This is a genomic window from Alteriqipengyuania triglochinis (assembly GCF_054655655.1).
In genome coordinates this window covers 360,148-377,993 of the sequence record NZ_BAAHNC010000001.1, presented here as the reverse complement: position 1 = coordinate 377,993, position 17,846 = coordinate 360,148, and the positions used below count along the sequence as shown (strand labels likewise).

Genomic DNA, 17,846 nt, shown 5'->3' with positions numbered 1-17,846 from the left:
CCGGGTTTGTATCGCCCCGGCAATTCAGGAATTTCATCCGTGAGAACCATGTTCAAGACCATTCTTTCCGCCGCAGCGCTGATGGCGCTGGCCGCAACCTCCGCCCAGGCGCAGGATGCGGCCGATGTCGCGGCCGAGGCCGAGGCAGCACCGGCACCGCGCTCCGCAATGTCCTATGCGCCGATCAATTACAGCCTGCAGGAAGATCGCGAGGACATTCTGTTCCTCGACCTCTCCAACGGGCAGCGCGTGGCGATCCGGCTGATGCCCGACTGGGCGCCCGCTCATGTCGAGCGGATCAAAACGCTTGCCCGGCAGGGCTTCTACGACGGGGTTGTTTTCCACCGCGTGATCGACGGTTTCATGGCGCAGACCGGCGACCCGACGGGCACGGGGCAGGGCGGTTCGCAGCTCCCCGACCTGAACGAGGAATTCAACCCGATGCCGCACGTGCGCGGTACGGTTTCGATGGCGCGGCTCGGCAATGATGTGAACAGCGCGAACAGCCAGTTCTTCATCGTGTTCTACCCGCGCTTCAGCCTTGACAAGAACTACACCAATTTCGGCCGGGTGATCGCCGGGATGGATGCAGTCGATGCGATCGCGCGCGGCGAGCCGCCCGGCAACCCGACCCGTATCGTCCAGGCATCGATCGCGGCGGACAACCGTCCCGCGCCGAGCCCTGCGCAGCTGCGCCAGGCGGAAGAGCCCGTCTCCATCATCGGCGATCAGCTGAACGCGCCGACCGGGGAATGACGATCGCGCGTCCCGGCGCCGTCCGGGGCCGTGACCTCCTGCTAGTGATGGGCGTCTGACGATGAAGGTCGACCTGTTCGATTTCGAACTGCCGGCCGATCGCATCGCGTTGCGCCCGGTCAGCCCGCGCGATTCTGCGAAAATGCTGGTGGTGGATGGCAACGCGCCCTTCGCCGACCGGCAGGTGTGCGACCTGCCCGACCTGCTGCGCGAAGGCGACGTGCTGGTCTTCAACGATACCCGCGTGATCCCGGCGCAGCTGGAAGGCGAGCGTATCCGTGAAGGCGCGAGCGGGGCGGCGATCGGCGCGACGCTCCACAAGCGGATCGACGCGCGCCGCTGGCAGGCCTTCGTGCGCAATGCCAAACGCCTGCGCGCGGGCGACCGGATCGCGTTTCCCGAAGGCGTTTCCGCCATTGCCGAAACGCGCGGCGATGACGGCAGCTGGTCCCTCGCCTTCGAGGGGGAGGAACCGGTCGAGGTGCTGCTCCAGCGCGCGGGCGCGATGCCGCTGCCCCCGTACATCGCCCAGCGCCGGACGACCGACGCGCGGGATGCGGACGATTACCAGACGCTGTTCGCGGACAAGCCGGGCGCTGTCGCCGCGCCCACCGCCGCGCTCCATTTCACGCCCGACCTCGTCGCGCGGCTCGATGCGGCAGGGATCGGGCGCGAAACGCTCACGCTGCATGTCGGTGCGGGCACCTTCCTGCCGGTGAAGGCGGAGGATACCGCCGCGCACAGGATGCACGCGGAATGGGGCGAGATCGCGCCCGACACCGCCGATCGGCTGAACGCCGCACGTGCCGAGGGCCGCCGGGTGATCGCGGTGGGCACCACCAGCCTGCGCCTGCTCGAAAGCGCTGCCGCCTCCGGCTCGGGGGCTGGAGAAGGCGCCCACACGATCCAGGCGTTCTCGGGCGATACCGACATTTTCATCACCCCCGGCTACCGCTTCCGTGCGGTCGACGGGCTGATGACCAATTTCCACCTGCCCAAATCGACCCTCATGATGCTGGTCAGCGCCCTGATGGGGCGCGAACGGATGATGGAGGTGTACGCCCACGCCATCGCGAACGAGTACCGCTTCTATTCCTACGGCGATTCCTCGCTGCTGCTGCCGGGGTAATCCTCCGGCGTCAGCTCACCATCTTTCAATAGTGCCAAGGGCTTACACCGGCGCCGTCTGGCCGGTATCGATCGAAAGCCGCGCAACCTTCGATCGGGTTCTCTTGTAAAACCTTCCGGTTCGGCCAAATAGGCGCTCATGTCCGATCCGATCCTAGAGCTGTCCGGCCTCACCAAGATTTACTCCGGAGGGCTCAAGGCGCTCGACGATGTCGATCTGACCATCAATCGCGGCGAGATTTTTGCGCTGCTCGGGCCTAATGGCGCGGGCAAGACGACGCTGATCGGCGCCGTGTGCGGACTGGTCCGGCCGACGTCGGGAACGATGCGCGCCTTCGGCCACGATCTGCAGGGTAACTGGCGGAAGGCCCGCGCGCGGATCGGGCTGGTGCCGCAGGAACTGAGCACCGACATGTTCGAGCCGGTGCTGCACGCGGTGGAATATTCGCGCGGCCTGTTCGGCCTTGCGCCCGACCCGGCGCGGATCGAGGAAATTCTGCGCTCGCTGAGCCTGTGGGACAAGCGCAACAATCGCATTATGGAGCTTTCCGGCGGGATGAAGCGGCGCGTGCTGATCGCCAAGGCGATGGCGCACGAGCCCGACCTGCTGTTCCTCGACGAGCCGACCGCGGGCGTCGATGTCGAACTGCGCAAGGACATGTGGCACCAGATCGACGCGATGCGCGCGCGCGGCGTCACCGTGATCCTGACCACGCATTATATCGAGGAAGCCGAGGAAATGGCCGACCGGGTCGGCGTGATCCGCGGCGGCAAGATCCTGATGGTGGACCAGAAGGACGCGATGATGGCCCGGCTCGGGCGGACCGAAGCGCATGTGACGCTCGCCGATCCGGTCGCTGCGCTGCCGCCGGCGATCTCCGCCTTCCCGGTCGAGCTGCAGGAGGACGGGCGCACGATCTGCTATCGCGGCGGCGACGGTACGGGCAAGGGCCGCGAGGAAGTGGCCGACCTGACCAAGGCACTGATCGCGAGCGGGATCGACTATGTCGGGATCGACATTCGTGAAAGCAGCCTGGAAGACATTTTCGTCTCGCTGCTGGGCGAGGAAGAGGACGCAGCGGCATGATCTTCAACGCACGATCCGCATGGTCTATCTATCGGCGCGAGCTGTGGCGTTTCCTGCGCACGGCGTTCCAGTCCGTGCTCGCTCCGGTGCTCACCACCTCGCTCTACATCCTCGTCTTCGGCTCCGCGATCGGCGACCGGATGCCCGATGTCGGCTCGGTCGATTACGGTGCCTTCATCATCCCCGGCCTGCTGATGCTGACCCTGCTGGGCGAGACGACCAGCAATTCCAGCTTCGGCATCTACATGCCGCGCTTCACCGGCACGATCTACGAACTGCTCAGCGCACCCGTGGGCGTGGCAGAAACGCTCGCCGGGTTCGTCGGCGCGGCGGCGACCAAGAGCCTGATCCTCGCTGCAGTCATCCTTCTGACGGCGCGGCTGTTCATCGATTATTCGATCGCGCACCCGGTCTACGCGTTGTTTTACATCGTGCTGGTCGCCTCGGCCTTCAGCCTGTTCGGCTTCATCCTCGGCATCTGGGCCGACAGTTTCGAGAAGCTGGGCATCATCCCGCTGCTGATCCTGACCCCGCTGACCTTCCTCGGCGGCACCTTCTACTCGATCGACCAGCTGCCCGAACCGTGGAACCAGATCGCGCTGATCAACCCGATCGTCTATCTCGTCAGCGGGCTGCGCTGGACATTCTACGGATCGGCCGACGTCAGCATCTGGGTCTCGCTCGGCATTACCTGCGCCTTCCTGGCCGGATGCGTCGCGGTGATCGCGTACATCTTCAAGACTGGCTGGCGATTGCGCGATTGAGCGGTTATTCCCCGACGCCATGTTCCGACCTGCCTTGCTCGCCACCGCCGGCGTCTGCCTGATTGCCACCCCCGCCACCGCCGCGATTCCGCCCGATGTGCAGGCGATGATCGATGCGGCGATGGCCACGGGCGATGCAAAGAAGATCGAGACGGTGCTCGAGCTGGCCAAGCAGACCCAGCCGGCTAGCGTCGACGAGATCAAGGAAATCGAATCGGCCTGGCGCGCCGACCAGGCCGAGGCGCAGCGGCTTGCCGAGGAACACAAGCAGGAAGAGATCCGCCAGGCCGGCGTGCTCGACCTGTGGAGCGGGGAAGGGCAGGTCGGCGCTTTCGTGTCCACCGGCAACAGCGAGGACACCGGGCTTTCGGTCGCGGTGACGATGAAGCGCGAAGGGATCGACTGGACGCATGCCCTGCGTGCGACGGCCGATTACCAGCGCTCGAACGGCGTCACCAGTCGCGAGCGGTATCTGGTGGCCTACGAACCGCGCTTCCAGATGGGCGAAAACCTGTTCGCCTATGGCCTCGCCCAGTACGAGCATGACCGGTTCCAAGGGTTCGACCATCGCTACGCGGTGTCGGGCGGGGTGGGCTACACGCTGATCCAAAGCGATTCCGCGACGCTTTCGATCAAGGCGGGCCCGGCCTACCGCGTGACCGAGCGGACCGACGGGGTCAGTCTGGACAGGCTCGCCGCGCTGTTCGGTGCCGACTTCGACTGGAAGATCGCCGACCGCGTCACCTTTTCGCAGGATGCCAACGCCGTGACCGAGACTGGCGGCGAAGCACTGGTGATCGTCGAGAGCGGCAACACCACGCTCAACCTGCTCAGCGGGATCGATTTCAAGATCAACGACCGCCTGCGTTCGCGGCTGTCGTACCAGCTGGAATACAACAGCGCCGTGCGCCCGAACCAGGAAAAAACCGATACGCTAACGCGCTTCACGCTCGTCTACGGGTTCTGATCGGATCGTTACCCAGAAGGCACGGCCCGGCCTGCATTGGCAGGGAATCGCTAGCCTTCATTCTGCTGGGTCAAGCGTAAGCATAGACGGTGCACCGTAATGACAACGACTTTCTTTTCGCAGATAATCACAGTGTTGTCATCGCGCAACAGGGTCGAGTTAAAATAACTCCCGCTCATTTGGAAGTATTGTGGACGTTGGACGATCCGAATAACCCGGCTCTATCGTCATAATGACGGTATCTTTTAAGGATATAAAGTAATAATGAAATCCGTATATTACGTCGCGGCAGCGTTTGCCGTTGCGATTCTTCCCTCCGCTGCATTCGCCCAGGACGAAAGCGCCGCAGAAGTGACCATTGGCGCGACTGCCGGTTACCACGATCTCGGCATTTCCGACGAAGTCGAAGACCTGACCGGCATTTCGGTCGACGATGGCAGCCCGATTTTCGGCGCTTTCGCCTCTGTCGACTTCCCGGTTAGCGACAACCTGTTCGCCGGTGTCGAAGGCAACCTGAACCTCGGTACCGACGCTATCGATTCGGACTACGGCGCTTCGGCCCGTTTCGGATATCGTACCGAAACCGGCACCAAGGTCTATGTCCGTGGCGGCTACCAGTGGGTGGAGCTCGACTACGCCAAGATCCTGAATGTCGATGAATCGGCGATCCCCGCCAATCTCGACGACACGTTCAGCGACTACCTCGTCGGCGCTGGCGTCGATGTGCCGCTGGGCAAGGCCGTGGTCCGTGTGAACGTCGACACAATCTCGTTCGACACGCTGCGTGCCACCGCTGGCGTTGGCTTCAAGTTCTAAGGCATTCGGCCAGAGCTTCTCGGGGCTGCCTGTCCGGAAGGATGGGCGGCCCCTTTTTTATTGGGCAATGCGCCGGCGTCAGGGGCAGACGCGGAACGGCACATCCTCACTCGTCGCGCTGCCCAGTTCGAGGAACAGTGCCATCACGCGCGCGAGGTTTTCGGCCGGCAGTGACGCGAGTTCGGCGAGCAGGCGATCGGCGATCCGGCAGCGCTCCGCATCGAAGCCCTGCGCGATAGATAGCGCGGCAGCCGGTGCGAGCGCACTTTTGGCTATATTCGCGAGCGGCCCCTCGACCGGCACTGGCGTTCCCGTGATCCTCTGCGCTGCCTTGCGAGCGCTGGGCCAGGCGCGGCTCGCCTGCGGCTGAAGCTTCTTCTGGAGCGCTGCAGATCCCGTGCCGAGAAATGCATCGGCAGGCAGTACGCGCCCGCAACGATTCTCCAGCGCACCGATCAGATCGGGCATGACGTAGGCGACCACCGCCTCGTTCTCCACTGCGGTGATGCAGGGTCGCGCCTGCGTTTGTGCGGCGGCGGTGGAGCCGACCGCCAGCAGGCAGGTGGCGGCGGCGATCTGGCGGAACATCTTTGGGCTATACCTTTGCAGTAGAACCCGACCTCTGCCCCTGCAGCAGTGAGCAATGCGTGAACGCATGCATCGACTCACGTTGAATGCTGCACTAGCGGACTGGCCGATGACGACACGTTTCGATTTTACGATCTCCGCCACCAGCGGTGCCGCGCGCACCGGCACGATCCGCATGCTGCGCGGAGAGATCCGCACCCCCGCCTTCATGCCCGTCGGCACGGCAGCCACGGTGAAGGGCATGAAGCCCGAGGCCGTGCGCGCAGCGGGGGCGGACATCATCCTCGGCAATACGTACCACCTGATGCTGCGCCCGGGGGCGGAGCGGGTGGCCAAGCTGGGCGGATTGCACGCATTCATGAACTGGGATCGCCCGATCCTGACCGACAGCGGCGGCTACCAGGTGATGAGCCTGTCCGACCTCAACAAGCTGACCGAGGAAGGCGTGGAATTCCGCAGCCATCTCGACGGCAGCAAACACATGCTCACGCCCGAAAGGAGCATGGAGATCCAGCGCCTGCTCGGCAGCGATATCGTGATGGCCTTCGATGAGTGCCCGCGGGCCGATCGCCCCATGGCCGAGATCGAGGCGAGCATGGAAATGTCGATGCGCTGGGCAAAGCGGAGCCGCGATGCCTTCGATGCCGGTGGCGAACACGCGATCCGTGCGGCGTTGTTCGGTATCCAGCAGGGCGCACTCGACGAGCATTTGCGCAGGCGCTCCGCCGACGCGCTGACCGAGATCGGGTTCGACGGCTATGCCATTGGCGGCCTCGCCGTGGGGGAAGGGCAGGAGGCGATGTTCGCCACGCTCGACTTTGCGCCTGGCCAGCTGCCTGTTGAGGCCCCGCGGTACCTCATGGGTGTCGGCAAGCCGGATGATCTGGTCGGCGCGGTGGAGCGTGGCGTGGACATGTTCGATTGCGTGCTGCCGACCCGGTCGGGCCGCAACGGGCAGGCGTTCACCTGGAACGGGCCGCTCAACCTGCGCAATGCGCGCTTTGCCGAAGACACCGGCCCTCTCGACGAACGCTGCACCTGCCCCACCTGTACGACCTACTCCCGCGCTTACCTGCATCACCTCATCAAGTCGGGCGAGATGCTGGGCGCGATCCTGCTGACCGAGCATAATATCGGTTTCTACCAGCAGCTGATGGCGACCATGCGCGAGGCGATTGCGCAGGACAGGTTCGCCACCTTTGCAGCCGGTTTTCGCGATACCTATCTTCGCAAGGGATGAGTTCGTACTTCGCAGAACAGGATCGGCAGAAAAGGGTCGCGCTGCTCGTGATCCTCGGCCTCGGCTCGATCATGCTCTGGAGCACGCCGTTTGGCGCGCTGCTGCTCTACCCCTTTACCATCTTGACGACCTGGTTCCACGAGATGGGACACGGGATCGCCGCGATTTTCATGGGCGAAAGGTTCGATCACCTCGTGATTTATCCCGACGGCTCGGGCGTTGCAGTGTCCGAGGTATCGCCCGGCCGCAATGTGGTGGAGGATGCGATCATCGCTGCCGGCGGGCCGATCGGCCCCGCCTTGGCTGGCGCGGCGCTGATCGCCTCGTCGCGCACGCTCAAGGGCACGCAGATCGCGCTGGCAGCGCTCGGCGCGGCGCTGATCCTGACCACCGCGATCTGGGTCCGCAGTATCACCGGATGGGCCGTGCTGGTGCCGATGGGGCTGGCGATCCTACTGGTTGCGCGCCAGGCCCATGCCGACCAGCAGCGCTTCGCAATCCAGCTGCTGGGCGTGCAGGCGATCATCAGCGTGTGGGCGCAGTCGGGCTACCTGTTCACCGAAGGCGGCACGCTGGATGGCAGGCCGCAGGTCTCCGACACCGGCGCGATCGCCGATGCTCTGCTGCTACCCTACTGGTTCTGGGGCATCGCGCTGAGCGCGCTCAACGTTCTGCTTTTGTGGTGGAGTTTCCGCTACGCCTTCGGGCGCGCGCGACGCTGACGCCGGGTCACGGCTTTTCACGCATTTCCAGCACCGTTCCGCGATAGGGAACGAAGGTGCCGCCGGGGTCGAGAAATCCCGCGCCGATGGCCCTCGCGCCGGCCTGTGCCTGGCCGAGTGTGGAATACCATTTGCCGCGGCGTTTGGGGGTCAGAAATCGGTACTGGATCATCGCACTTGGCGAATGCCGGATTGCCCCGGCCGTTCCCTCTAACCGTCTGATTTCACGTCCGTTCGTCGCAAAAAGAAAGGGCGGCCCAGATGGACCGCCCTCGCTTGGCTTGTTGCCGTATCGAACCGATCAGCGCGAATAGAATTCGACGATCAGGTTGGGTTCCATCGTGACGGGGTAGGGCACCTCGTCCAGCTTGGGAACGCGGGTGAAGGTCACCTTGTCGTCGCCTTCGGGCGCGACATAATCGGGAATGTCACGCTCGGGCAGGCTCTGCGCTTCGATGACCAGCGCCATGTCCTTGGCCTTGCCGCCCAGGCCGATCACGTCGCCAACCATTACGCGGCGGCTCGGAATGTTGCACTTGCTGCCGTTGACGGTGATGTGGCCGTGGTTGACCAGCTGGCGCGCGGCGAAGATCGTCGGTGCGAACTTGGCGCGATAGACGACCATGTCGAGGCGCTGTTCGAGCAGGCCGATCAGGTTCTGGCCGGTGTCGCCCTTCATGGACGCGGCGTCCTTGTAGGTGCGCTTGAACTGCTTTTCGGTCACGTCGCCGTAGTAGCCCTTGAGCTTCTGCTTGGCGCGCAGCTGCAGGCCGAAGTCGGACATCTTGCCCTTGCGGCGCTGGCCGTGCTGGCCCGGGCCGTAGGAACGCTTGTTGACGGGCGAATTCGGGCGACCCCAGATGTTCTCGCCCATGCGACGATCAAGTTTGTACTTGGCGCTTTTGCGCTTCGACATAATCCATTCCTTCAATTTGCTGACCTGCCCCGCAATCCGAGAATCGAACTGAAGTCAGGCATCGAACCCGGCATCGCACCGACGGGAGGACATCCACGTCGCGGCCACCGCTTCACCGGGGTGCGGGGCCAATCTCGTGAGGCTTTTAGGAAAGCTCGCGAAGCGAAGCGCGCACATAGCAATATTCGTGCGCGGGTCAAGGGATAGACAGGATCACGCCGTCAGGGCAGAGGCCATTGCGATGAACGAAACCGTGAAGCCGCCCGAAGATTGCGAAACCATGGCCGAGGTGCGCGCGGGAGTCGACGCGCTCGACCGTGAGCTGATGCGCATGATTGCAGTCCGCTTCGGCTACATGCGCGCCGCCGCACGGATCAAGCCCGAGCGTGGGCATGTGCGCGACGAGGCCCGCAAGGCAGAAGTGATCGCCAATGTGCGCGAGGATGCGCGGCGCGAGAACCTTCCCGAAGAGGCGCTGGGCGACATCTGGGACGCGCTGGTCGAAACGTCGATCGCCTATGAAATGGTGGAGTGGGACGGCCGGCGGGCGTAACCGGGCGGCCACGGCCGACGATCACGCTCTTCCTGCGGCGACAAAAGCTTTCAGTCCGGCTTCGGCCCTCTTTCGAGCGAGGACAGAACCCCGCGCAGGGTCCGCAGCTCCAGATGGTTCCAGCCCGGCTTGGTCAGCACGCCGCGCAGGGTGCGCCGCGTCGCCTCGGCCCTGTTGGGCGGCAGGAAATAGCCTTTGGGCTCAAGCATCCGCTCGAGATGGGCGATCAGCCCGTCGAGCTCTTCCTGCGGGCCGGGTGGCAGCAGGTCTTCCTTGGGGGGCTGCGCCAGCCCGCGTCGCTTGGACCATTCATAGGCGCATAGAATGACCGCCTGCGCGAGGTTAAGCGATCCGAAATCGGGATCGATCGGCACGGTCACGATGGTGCGGGCCAGCGCCACATCCTCGGTCTCGAGCCCCGATCGTTCGGGCCCGAAGAGAAACGCGCTGCGGCCGGGTTCGGCGTGGATCGCGTCGGCCGCCTCTTCCGGTGTCACCACCGGCTTTGTCACGCCGCGCTTGCGCACGGTGGTGGCGAAAACATGCGCGCAGTCGGCCACCGCCTCGGCCGTGCTTTCAAACACCTGCGCCCGGTCGAGAATGAAGTCCGCTCCCGCCGCGGCAGGCCCGGCCGAAGGGTTGGGCCAGCCGTCGCGCGGGGTGACGAGCCGCATCTCGCCAAGGCCGAAATTGGCCATTGCGCGCGCCGCTTTGCCGATATTCTCGCCCAGTTGCGGGCGGACGAGAACGATGACGGGTTTCTCGCTCAGCGCTTGATCCGGCGATAGAGCATGTAGCCGGCCCCTGCCGCGAGGCCGACCGGCCAGGTGACCAGCGGGAGGATCGCCGCGCCGACCGCGCCCACGGCCGCGCCGGTTAGCACGGGCTTGGTGGAAGGATGCTGCATCCCGTCCTTCAACATGCCGGAAACTTCGGTGCGGGCATCTTCGACCCAGTCCTGCCCGTTGCCGGGTTCACGTTCGTCCATGGGGGCTGCTCCTATCGTCCGGGATACACGGGAAATGCCGCGCACAGCTCGCCGACTTCGGCGCGTACGGCCTGTTCGATCTGCGCATCGCCTTCGGGGCCGTTCTTTGCCAGCCCTTCGATCACGCGCGCGATCAGTTCGCCGATCTTGGTGAACTCGTCGGTGCCGAAACCGCGCGTCGTGCCCGCCGGGCTGCCGAGGCGAAGACCGCTAGTGACGAAGGGGCTGCGTGTGTCGAACGGGATGCCGTTCTTGTTGCAGGTGAGGTAGGCGCGATCGAGGCCTTTCTCTGCATCCTTGCCGGTGACGTCCTTGGCGGAGAGGTCCACCAGCATCGAGTGGTTGTCCGTCCCGCCCGAGACGATCCGCAGGCCGTGCGTCTCCAGGCTCTGGGCAAGGGCGCGCGCGTTCTCGACCACGCGCTGCGCATAATCCTTGAAATCGGGCCGCAGCGCCTCGCGGAAGGCAACGGCCTTGGCCGCGACGATGTGCATCAGCGGGCCGCCCTGCATGCCGGGGAAGACCGCCATGTTGAGCGGCTTGGAATACTTCTCGTCGTTCCACAGGATCACGCCCGAACGGGGGCCACGCAGGCTCTTGTGCGTCGTGGTGGTGACGATGTCGCAATGCGGGAAGGGGGAAGGGTGCGCGCCGCCCGCGACGAGGCCGGAAATATGGCTCATGTCGCACAGCAGGATCGCGCCCACTTCGTCCGCGATCTTGCGAAACGCCGGGAAATCCCAGGTCCGCGAATAGGCGGTGCCGCCACAGATGATCAGCTTGGGCTTGTGCTCGCGCGCCGTGGCCGCGACCGTGTCCATGTCGATCAGCTCGTCGCCTTCGCGCACGCCGTAGGCCACCGGGTTGAACCACTTGCCGCTCATGTTGACCGGCGACCCGTGCGTCAGGTGCCCGCCCGAATTGAGGTCCAGCCCCATGAAGGTGTCGCCCGGCTGCAGCATGGCGAGGAACACGGCCTGGTTCATCTGGCTGCCCGAGTTGGGCTGCACATTTGCAAACTCGCAGCCGAACAGCTCCTTCGCGCGGTCGATCGCGAGCGTTTCGATCACGTCGGCATATTCGCAGCCGCCGTAATAGCGCTTGCCCGGATAGCCTTCGGCATACTTGTTGGTGAACACGCTGCCCGCAGCCTCCAGCACCGCGCTGCTGGCGATGTTTTCCGACGCGATCAGCTCGATCTTGTCGCGCTGGCGGCCCAATTCGCTGTCGATTGCGGCGGCGATCTCAGGATCGGCATCGGCGAGCGAATCGTGCCAGAAGCGGTCCATCGGATCGCGGGTCTGGGCAGTGGCGGGCGCGGTCTGTGTGGCCATGGTGTCAGGCGCTTTCGGTAGCGGTGGGGTTGGAGAGTTTGTCGACGCGGCGCTGGTGACGATCGCCGGCGAACGCCGTTTCGAGGAAGGTCTGCACGCAGGCCTTGGCCTGCTCGATCCCGATCAGCCGCGCGCCCATCGCGATGACGTTAGCATCGTTGTGTTCGCGTGAAAGTTGAGCGGACAGCTGTTCGGACACCAGCGCGCAGCGCACGCCGGGATTGCGATTTACCGCCATCGAAATGCCGATACCGCTGCCGCACAGGGCGATCCCGCGCATGGCGGTTCCATCGGCCACGACACTGGCCAGCTTGTACCCGTAATCGGGATAATCGACGCTGTCGGGAGTGTGCGGGCCAAGGTCTGCAACCTCGTGCCCCTTCTCGACAAGCCATTCGTGGAGCGCCGCCTTCATGTCGAGCGCGGCATGGTCTGAAGCTATCGCAATACGCATGGAGGGGCACATAGTCGCTGGCGCGCTCGGGCGCTACCCGCATCTAGGCCCGCATCCACGAACTGCGCGGCAATAAATCGGAGGGTGGCGCTAAGAGCGGTTACTCGCCCGTCTGCTCCGCTTCGCGCCTCGCGACGAGCCTTTCCATCAGATCGGGCATGCGGTCGATCACCACGGCCATTGCCCTGCGGGGCATCGAGATCATGGTGCAGGGCAAGGGGTAAAGTTCACCAGTTTTAGAGATTTACGCCGTATCGGAATGGCATGACCAAGAATCTTGCCGTGGCCATTCCCGACGATACGCAGCCTCTCCGGTTCGAGGCGATCGAGAACGATTCCATCAAGCGGATCCTGAAGGCAGCGCGGCAGCATCTCGATGCGGAAATCGCCTTTGTGGGGCGCTATGTCGATGACGACCAGCGCGAACTGATGCATGTCGATACCGAGCTCGAACTACCGATGGGCGCGGGATTTCGCGAACCGTGCAAGGACAGCTTCTGCTGGCACATCCTCGAAGGGCGCCTGCCTGAACTGATCCATGATGCGCAGGAAATCCCGTTCGCCCGCGAACTGCCGATTACGGACATGCTGCCCGTGGGCATGCATCTCAACGTCCCGCTGCGCCTTTCGGACGGCAGCGTGTTCGGCAGTTTCTGCTGCGTCAGCCGAGATGCCGATCGCAGCATCACCCAGCGCGACATGGACGTCCTGCGCGCATTCGGCCAGCTAGCCGCAGAACAGATCGAGTCGACCCTGGCCCGGGACGAGCAGCGCCTGGTCACGCAGCGTATGGTCGAGAATGTCATCGCCGAGCGGTCGCTGAGCATCGTGTTGCAGCCCATTCACGACCTGCACGCGAAAAGCGTTGCTGGTTTCGAGTGCCTCGCCCGGTTCGATTGCGCAACCGGGCGAACGCCCGCTGACTGGTTCCATCAGGCGAAGAGCGTGCAACTGGGCACAGACCTGGAGATGCTCGCGCTGGAAACGGCGCTGGCCGAAGCCGCGAAGATGCCGGGCGACCTCTACATCTCGATCAACGCATCACCCGAAGCCATCATGAGCGGTCGCGTCGCGCGGGCTCTGGAAGAAGCCGGCAATGCGCGGATCGTGCTCGAAGTAACGGAGCACGAGCAGGTGGGGGACTTCGCGAAGCTGGCTGCCGCGCTGAAGGAAATCAGGCCCTACGCCAAGATCGCAATCGACGATGTCGGTGCGGGTTATGCAGGCCTGCGCTATCTGGTCGATCTCGCGCCGGACCTGCTCAAGCTCGACATGAGCCTGACGACGAACATCGATATAGATCCGGCGCGCCAGGCACTCGCTTCCGCGATCGTTCACTTCGCGAACGCTATCGGAAGCGATGTCGTCGCCGAAGGGATCGAGCGTGCGGAAGAGCTGGAAAGCCTGTGCGACTTGGGGGTGCGGTATGGGCAGGGATACCACTTTGCCAAGCCGATGCCCTTCGTGAGAGCCAATCAGTACCTTCTCACCAGCAATGTCTGAGCCAAAGCGCCGACAGCTGGGTGGCTGAAGTAGGATAGAAAAAGGCCCCGGGGTTGCCGGGGCCTCTTGATTGCTACTGATCGAGGAAGCTGCGCATCTTGCGGCTGCGGCTCGGGTGCTTGAGCTTGCGCAGCGCCTTGGCCTCGATCTGGCGGATACGTTCGCGCGTCACGCTGAACTGCTGGCCGACTTCTTCCAGCGTGTGATCGGTGTTCATCCCGATGCCGAAGCGCATGCGCAGCACGCGTTCTTCGCGCGGCGTCAGGCTGGCGAGCACGCGGGTGACGGTTTCCTTGAGGTTGCTCTGGATCGCGGCATCGACGGGGATGATCGCGTTCTTGTCCTCGATGAAATCGCCTAGGTGCGAATCTTCCTCGTCACCGATCGGCGTTTCGAGGCTGATCGGCTCCTTGGCGATCTTCATCACCTTGCGCACCTTTTCGAGCGGCATCGAAAGACGCTCGGCCATTTCCTCGGGCGTGGGCTCGCGGCCCTGCTCGTGCAGGAACTGGCGCGAAGTCCGAACCAGCTTGTTGATCGTCTCGATCATGTGGACCGGAATGCGGATCGTGCGCGCCTGGTCGGCGATCGAGCGGGTGATCGCCTGCCGGATCCACCAGGTCGCATAGGTGCTGAACTTGTAACCGCGGCGGTATTCGAACTTGTCGACCGCCTTCATCAGGCCGATGTTCCCTTCCTGGATCAGGTCGAGGAACTGCAGCCCGCGGTTGGTGTATTTCTTGGCGATGGAAATCACGAGGCGCAGGTTCGCCTCGACCATTTCCTTCTTGGCAATGCGCGCCTCACGCTCGCCCTTCTGGACCATGTTCACGATCCGGCGGAATTCCGGCAACGCCATGCCGGTCTGGCTGGCGATGTCGCTGATTTCCTGACGGATGCGCTCGATCGAATCGGCTTCCTTCTCGGCGAAGGCGCCCCATTTCTTGTCCTTGGTGCGACTGGTCAGCCAGTCGTCGTCCATCTCGTTGCCGAGATAGGCATCGAGGAAGTCGATCCGCTTGATCTTGTGACGCTCCGCCAGGCGCAGCATCTGGCCGCCCAGCGCGGTCAGGCGGCGGTTGAAGGCGTAGAGGTTGTCGACCAAGAATTCGATCTTGGTCGCGTGGAACTGCACGCTTTCGACTTCCGCCGTCAGCTGCTCGCGCAGGTCCTCGTACTTCTTTTCCTTCGCCGCCGGGAACACGTCGCCGCGGCCCAGCGTGTCGACGCGTTCGCCCTGAAGTTTCTCGAACTTCTTGAACAGGTCGGTGATGCGCGCGAAACGCTCCAGCGCGTCGGGCTTGAGCGCGGCCTCCATCTGGGCCAGCGACATCGTATTGTCTTCTTCTTCGTCGTCGTCGCGGCGCTTGGTTTCACCATCGCCGTCCTCGTCGCCGTCTTCCGACTCGTCGTCATCCTCGTCGTCTTCGCGGATCGTCGGCCCGGCGGTTTCCTCGGAAATCTCGCCGCTGTCGTCCTCGTTCTCCTCCTCCATCTTGTCGACGGGAGGTTCCTTGGAGAGCATCGCGTCGAGATCGAGGATCTCGCGCAGCTGCATTTCACCTTCGTTGAGCGCGTCGGACCACTGGATGATGGCGTGGAAGGTGATCGGGCTTTCGCACAGCCCGATGATCATCGTGTCGCGACCGGCCTCGATCCGCTTCGCGATGGCGATTTCGCCCTCGCGGCTGAGCAGTTCGACCGCACCCATCTCGCGCAGATACATGCGGACGGGATCGTCGGTGCGGGCATCGACGGTCTTCTTGGGCGCGGCGGCGGCGGGCTTGGCGTCCTTCTTGGCGGTCGAATCGGGGGCGATTTCCTCGACTTCGTCCTTTTCCGCCTCGACCTCGTCGTCCGATTCGACGATCTGCACGCCCATTTCGGAGATCGCGGCCTGGATATCCTCGATCTGGTCCGAGCTCATCTCGCCCTGCGGCAGCGCTTCGTTCAGCTCGTCATACGTAACGTAGCCGCGCTTCTTCGCCTTGGTGATGAGCTTCTTGATCGATGCCTCGTTGAGATCGATCAGGGGTGCATCTTCGGTTTCTTGGGTTTTCGCGTCCGACGCCATGGGCCTCTGCTAATCCGTTTTCTGTCCGATGCGTTCACCATCTTCCGGTGAAGCCGCAACGGCTTTTGAATCTCTTGCCGGTGTCGCTCTCGCGATCCGCCTCGTCGCCATCTGGCTCAAGCGTGCGTCGAAAGCCAGCTTCCGCTTGAGCAGACGCTGTTGTTCGGCGAACGCGCCTTCGGGATCGTGTTCGAAACGCTCCGTCGCAGCGGCCAATGCTTTCTCGAGCGCCGGTCCTTCGACCAGCAACTCGATGGCTTCGGCCAGGTCTTCGCGCGCGGTCGCTGCATCTTTGGCTTCTCTAGACAAGCCAGGTGCGGATTGTTCAGCGGACCGGGAGCCCCAGCGCGGATCGAATATGGCCTTTTTGTCGTCGGCTTCAAGCGTTTCCGCGCGTTCGAGCACAGGATCGAGCAAAGAAATCGTCGCGGGGTCGATTTCCGCGAGTTCGCCCAGGGCTTCGCGATGGCCTTCGACGAGTTCGGGAAAGGCAGCAAGATGGCCCATGACTTCGGCCAGGAGACGCTGGCGCTGGCCGCCTTCGGCGAGGTTGGCGAGGCGCTTCGCAAGCTCCGGGGAGAGCGGTTCGGGCGCATCGCGGCGCCATTGCTTGCGCGGCTGAAACGGCGGTTTTTCGCGCTTCGGGAAGGCAAAGGCGGAAAATTTGTCGAGCAGGTCGCGGCGATAGAGCGCGCGTACGTCGGGCTCTTCGATCGACTCGATATGGGCCATCAGCCGCGCCTTCAGCCCGGCCTTCGCCTCGGGCGTATCGAGCGGCGCGGCGCGCGCCTCCAGCGTCCACAGCGCCTCGAGCAGCGGCTGCGCATCGCCAAGAATTTTTTCGAACGCCGCGACGCCCTTGGCCTTGATGAGGTCGTCCGGATCGAGCCCGGCGGGCAGCCATGCAATCGCGAGGGAGTGGCCGGGTCCCAGCAGCGGCAGCGCACGCTCGATCGCGCGGCGCACAGCGCGCTGGCCGGCGGCGTCACCGTCGAAGCACAGGATGGGGCAGGGGACGTGCCGCCACAGCTCCGCAATGTGATTCTCGGTCAGCGCGGTGCCGAGCGGGGCGACGCCTTCCGCGAGCCCCGCATTCGCGAGCGCGATGACATCCATATAGCCTTCGACCACGATGATCCGGTCGCTCTTGCGCGAAGCCGGGCTGGCACGGTGAATGTTGTAAAGCGTGCGGCCCTTGTCGAACAACGGCGTTTCGGGCGAGTTGAGGTACTTGGGCGCGCCTTCCTTCGCCGTCAGGATGCGCCCGCCGAACGCGATCACCCGTCCGCGCACATCGTGGATCGGCAGCATCAGCCGGTCGCGGAAACGGTCGTACGGCTCCTTGCCGTCGATCGCGATACGCAGCCCGCCTTCGACCAGCAGCTGCGGGGGCAGGGAGCCGAGCGCCTGGGCCATCGCCTGCCGTTCGTCGGGGGCATAGCCGAAGCCGAATTCGCGCATGATCGCCGGTGAGAAGCCGCGCTTGGCAAGGTAGTCGCGCGCCGCATTGCCGCGCGGGCCCGCCAGTTCGCGCACGAAGAATTCCTGCGCCGCGCCCATCGCATCGTGAAGCCCGGCGCGCCGCTTGGCCTTGCGCGCTTCCTGCGGGTCGGGCGCGGGCATTTCCATCCCCGCCTGCACCGCGAGTTCCTTCACCGCATCCATGAAGGTGAGGCCGCGCTGGTCGGTCATCCAGCGAATCACATCGCCATGCGCGCCGCAGCCGAAGCAGTGGTAGAAGCCCTTCTGGTCGTTGACCGTGAAGCTGGGCGTCTTCTCGTCATGGAACGGACAGCACGCCTTCCATTCGCGCCCTGCGCGCTGCAGCTTGGTCGTCCGCATGATGACGCTGGACAGCGTCACACGGGTCCGCAGCTGATCGAGCCATTGTGGGGAAAGCGCCATCGCGTAGCGGACCTTAGATGCGCGCGGTCTTGCACGCTAGCCTTCGCGGTC

Annotated in this window: 19 protein-coding genes; 10 read left to right on the top strand and 9 right to left on the bottom strand. The window is 64.2% G+C overall.

Translation table 11 applies throughout. The annotated features are described in order from the left end of the window. Window positions 1-48: 48 nt before the first annotated feature. The 6 genes from ACYQ0L_RS01935 to ACYQ0L_RS01910 all read left to right on the top strand — a co-directional run bounded on the left by ACYQ0L_RS01935 (window position 49) and on the right by ACYQ0L_RS01910 (window position 5,518). Window positions 49-756: a peptidylprolyl isomerase gene (locus tag ACYQ0L_RS01935; RefSeq protein ID WP_459788011.1), complete on the top strand. Its 708-nt coding sequence runs from the start codon at window positions 49-51 to the stop codon at window positions 754-756. A 61-nt stretch (window positions 757-817) separates the two neighbouring features. Beyond that, a complete protein-coding gene (gene queA / locus ACYQ0L_RS01930; protein WP_459787243.1) occupies window positions 818-1,885 on the top strand; it encodes a tRNA preQ1(34) S-adenosylmethionine ribosyltransferase-isomerase QueA in 1,068 nt (355 codons plus the stop codon). 138 nt (window positions 1,886-2,023) lie between these two features. Next, window positions 2,024-2,971, top strand: coding sequence for an ABC transporter ATP-binding protein (locus ACYQ0L_RS01925; RefSeq protein WP_459787242.1), 948 nt, complete (start codon window positions 2,024-2,026; stop codon window positions 2,969-2,971). Then, complete coding sequence (locus tag ACYQ0L_RS01920; RefSeq protein WP_459787241.1) at window positions 2,968-3,735, top strand: ABC transporter permease; 768 nt, start codon at window positions 2,968-2,970, stop codon at window positions 3,733-3,735. Before ACYQ0L_RS01925 ends, ACYQ0L_RS01920 begins: the two co-directional genes overlap by 4 nt. A gap of 19 nt (window positions 3,736-3,754) precedes the next feature. Next, window positions 3,755-4,702: a DUF481 domain-containing protein gene (locus ACYQ0L_RS01915; RefSeq protein WP_459787240.1), complete on the top strand. Its 948-nt coding sequence runs from the start codon at window positions 3,755-3,757 to the stop codon at window positions 4,700-4,702. Between the two features lie 264 nt (window positions 4,703-4,966). Next, entirely contained in the window at window positions 4,967-5,518 is a 552-nt protein-coding gene (locus tag ACYQ0L_RS01910) for an outer membrane beta-barrel protein (RefSeq protein ID WP_459787239.1), read from the top strand. 78 nt (window positions 5,519-5,596) lie between these two features. On the opposite strand, the gene ACYQ0L_RS01905 is transcribed toward ACYQ0L_RS01910, so the two are convergent. Then, window positions 5,597-6,106, bottom strand: coding sequence for a hypothetical protein (locus ACYQ0L_RS01905; RefSeq protein ID WP_459787238.1), 510 nt, complete (start codon window positions 6,104-6,106; stop codon window positions 5,597-5,599). A 109-nt stretch (window positions 6,107-6,215) separates the two neighbouring features. Between ACYQ0L_RS01905 and tgt the strand changes: the two genes are divergently transcribed. Together tgt and ACYQ0L_RS01895 are read left to right on the top strand one after the other, a co-directional pair. Continuing rightward, window positions 6,216-7,346, top strand: a complete 1,131-nt coding sequence (tgt, locus tag ACYQ0L_RS01900) for a tRNA guanosine(34) transglycosylase Tgt (RefSeq protein WP_459787237.1) — start codon at window positions 6,216-6,218, stop codon at window positions 7,344-7,346. Beyond that, window positions 7,343-8,068 carry a M50 family metallopeptidase gene (locus ACYQ0L_RS01895; RefSeq protein ID WP_459787236.1) on the top strand — a complete coding sequence of 242 codons (726 nt, stop codon included), beginning with the start codon at window positions 7,343-7,345 and terminating at the stop codon, window positions 8,066-8,068. Before tgt ends, ACYQ0L_RS01895 begins: the two co-directional genes overlap by 4 nt. Window positions 8,069-8,075: 7 nt before the next feature. Here ACYQ0L_RS01895 and ACYQ0L_RS01890 read toward each other — a convergent pair whose 3' ends face one another. Together ACYQ0L_RS01890 and rpsD are read right to left on the bottom strand one after the other, a co-directional pair. Next, on the bottom strand, window positions 8,076-8,240 hold the full coding sequence (locus ACYQ0L_RS01890) for a hypothetical protein (protein WP_459787235.1): 165 nt from the start codon (window positions 8,238-8,240) through the stop codon (window positions 8,076-8,078). A gap of 129 nt (window positions 8,241-8,369) precedes the next feature. Continuing rightward, window positions 8,370-8,984: a 30S ribosomal protein S4 gene (gene rpsD, locus ACYQ0L_RS01885; protein ID WP_459787234.1), complete on the bottom strand. Its 615-nt coding sequence runs from the start codon at window positions 8,982-8,984 to the stop codon at window positions 8,370-8,372. Window positions 8,985-9,225: 241 nt separating this feature from the next. Between rpsD and ACYQ0L_RS01880 the strand changes: the two genes are divergently transcribed. Beyond that, window positions 9,226-9,537 carry a chorismate mutase gene (locus ACYQ0L_RS01880; RefSeq protein ID WP_459787233.1) on the top strand — a complete coding sequence of 104 codons (312 nt, stop codon included), beginning with the start codon at window positions 9,226-9,228 and terminating at the stop codon, window positions 9,535-9,537. Between the two features lie 50 nt (window positions 9,538-9,587). Here ACYQ0L_RS01880 and ACYQ0L_RS01875 read toward each other — a convergent pair whose 3' ends face one another. Genes ACYQ0L_RS01875 through rpiB form a run of 4 tightly spaced genes read right to left on the bottom strand, consistent with a single transcriptional unit; the run spans window position 9,588 to window position 12,313 of the window. Continuing rightward, window positions 9,588-10,289: an RNA methyltransferase gene (locus tag ACYQ0L_RS01875; protein WP_459788009.1), complete on the bottom strand. Its 702-nt coding sequence runs from the start codon at window positions 10,287-10,289 to the stop codon at window positions 9,588-9,590. 14 nt (window positions 10,290-10,303) lie between these two features. Further along, a complete protein-coding gene (locus ACYQ0L_RS01870; protein ID WP_459787232.1) occupies window positions 10,304-10,525 on the bottom strand; it encodes a hypothetical protein in 222 nt (73 codons plus the stop codon). An 11-nt stretch (window positions 10,526-10,536) separates the two neighbouring features. Further along, window positions 10,537-11,859 (bottom strand): serine hydroxymethyltransferase, encoded by a 1,323-nt coding sequence (gene glyA, locus ACYQ0L_RS01865; protein WP_459787231.1) that lies wholly within the window; start codon window positions 11,857-11,859, stop codon window positions 10,537-10,539. A gap of 4 nt (window positions 11,860-11,863) precedes the next feature. Continuing rightward, window positions 11,864-12,313, bottom strand: a complete 450-nt coding sequence (rpiB, locus tag ACYQ0L_RS01860; RefSeq protein ID WP_459787230.1) for a ribose 5-phosphate isomerase B — start codon at window positions 12,311-12,313, stop codon at window positions 11,864-11,866. Between the two features lie 264 nt (window positions 12,314-12,577). On the opposite strand from rpiB, the gene ACYQ0L_RS01855 reads away from it, so the two are divergent. Further along, window positions 12,578-13,816 (top strand): sensor domain-containing phosphodiesterase, encoded by a 1,239-nt coding sequence (locus tag ACYQ0L_RS01855; protein ID WP_459787229.1) that lies wholly within the window; start codon window positions 12,578-12,580, stop codon window positions 13,814-13,816. Window positions 13,817-13,889: 73 nt separating this feature from the next. Here the strand turns inward: ACYQ0L_RS01855 and rpoD are convergent, their stop codons facing one another. Together rpoD and dnaG are read right to left on the bottom strand one after the other, a co-directional pair. Continuing rightward, entirely contained in the window at window positions 13,890-15,890 is a 2,001-nt protein-coding gene (gene rpoD, locus ACYQ0L_RS01850; protein ID WP_459787228.1) for an RNA polymerase sigma factor RpoD, read from the bottom strand. A gap of 9 nt (window positions 15,891-15,899) precedes the next feature. Next, entirely contained in the window at window positions 15,900-17,795 is a 1,896-nt protein-coding gene (gene dnaG, locus ACYQ0L_RS01845; RefSeq protein WP_459787227.1) for a DNA primase, read from the bottom strand. Between the last annotated feature and the right edge of the window lie 51 nt (window positions 17,796-17,846).

Coding starts and splice junctions, on each gene's coding strand:
- ACYQ0L_RS01890 (WP_459787235.1), bottom strand. CDS start 8,240: ATGATCCAGTACCGATTTCTGACCCCCAAACGCCGCGGCAAATGGTAT.
- rpiB (WP_459787230.1), bottom strand. CDS start 12,313: ATGCGTATTGCGATAGCTTCAGACCATGCCGCGCTCGACATGAAGGCG.
- ACYQ0L_RS01920 (WP_459787241.1), top strand. CDS start 2,968: ATGATCTTCAACGCACGATCCGCATGGTCTATCTATCGGCGCGAGCTG.
- rpoD (WP_459787228.1), bottom strand. CDS start 15,890: ATGGCGTCGGACGCGAAAACCCAAGAAACCGAAGATGCACCCCTGATC.
- queA (WP_459787243.1), top strand. CDS start 818: ATGAAGGTCGACCTGTTCGATTTCGAACTGCCGGCCGATCGCATCGCG.
- rpsD (WP_459787234.1), bottom strand. CDS start 8,984: ATGTCGAAGCGCAAAAGCGCCAAGTACAAACTTGATCGTCGCATGGGC.
- dnaG (WP_459787227.1), bottom strand. CDS start 17,795: ATGGCGCTTTCCCCACAATGGCTCGATCAGCTGCGGACCCGTGTGACG.
- ACYQ0L_RS01905 (WP_459787238.1), bottom strand. CDS start 6,106: ATGTTCCGCCAGATCGCCGCCGCCACCTGCCTGCTGGCGGTCGGCTCC.
- ACYQ0L_RS01895 (WP_459787236.1), top strand. CDS start 7,343: ATGAGTTCGTACTTCGCAGAACAGGATCGGCAGAAAAGGGTCGCGCTG.
- tgt (WP_459787237.1), top strand. CDS start 6,216: ATGACGACACGTTTCGATTTTACGATCTCCGCCACCAGCGGTGCCGCG.
- ACYQ0L_RS01910 (WP_459787239.1), top strand. CDS start 4,967: ATGAAATCCGTATATTACGTCGCGGCAGCGTTTGCCGTTGCGATTCTT.
- ACYQ0L_RS01935 (WP_459788011.1), top strand. CDS start 49: ATGTTCAAGACCATTCTTTCCGCCGCAGCGCTGATGGCGCTGGCCGCA.
- ACYQ0L_RS01880 (WP_459787233.1), top strand. CDS start 9,226: ATGAACGAAACCGTGAAGCCGCCCGAAGATTGCGAAACCATGGCCGAG.
- ACYQ0L_RS01855 (WP_459787229.1), top strand. CDS start 12,578: ATGACCAAGAATCTTGCCGTGGCCATTCCCGACGATACGCAGCCTCTC.
- ACYQ0L_RS01915 (WP_459787240.1), top strand. CDS start 3,755: ATGTTCCGACCTGCCTTGCTCGCCACCGCCGGCGTCTGCCTGATTGCC.
- ACYQ0L_RS01925 (WP_459787242.1), top strand. CDS start 2,024: ATGTCCGATCCGATCCTAGAGCTGTCCGGCCTCACCAAGATTTACTCC.
- glyA (WP_459787231.1), bottom strand. CDS start 11,859: ATGGCCACACAGACCGCGCCCGCCACTGCCCAGACCCGCGATCCGATG.
- ACYQ0L_RS01870 (WP_459787232.1), bottom strand. CDS start 10,525: ATGGACGAACGTGAACCCGGCAACGGGCAGGACTGGGTCGAAGATGCC.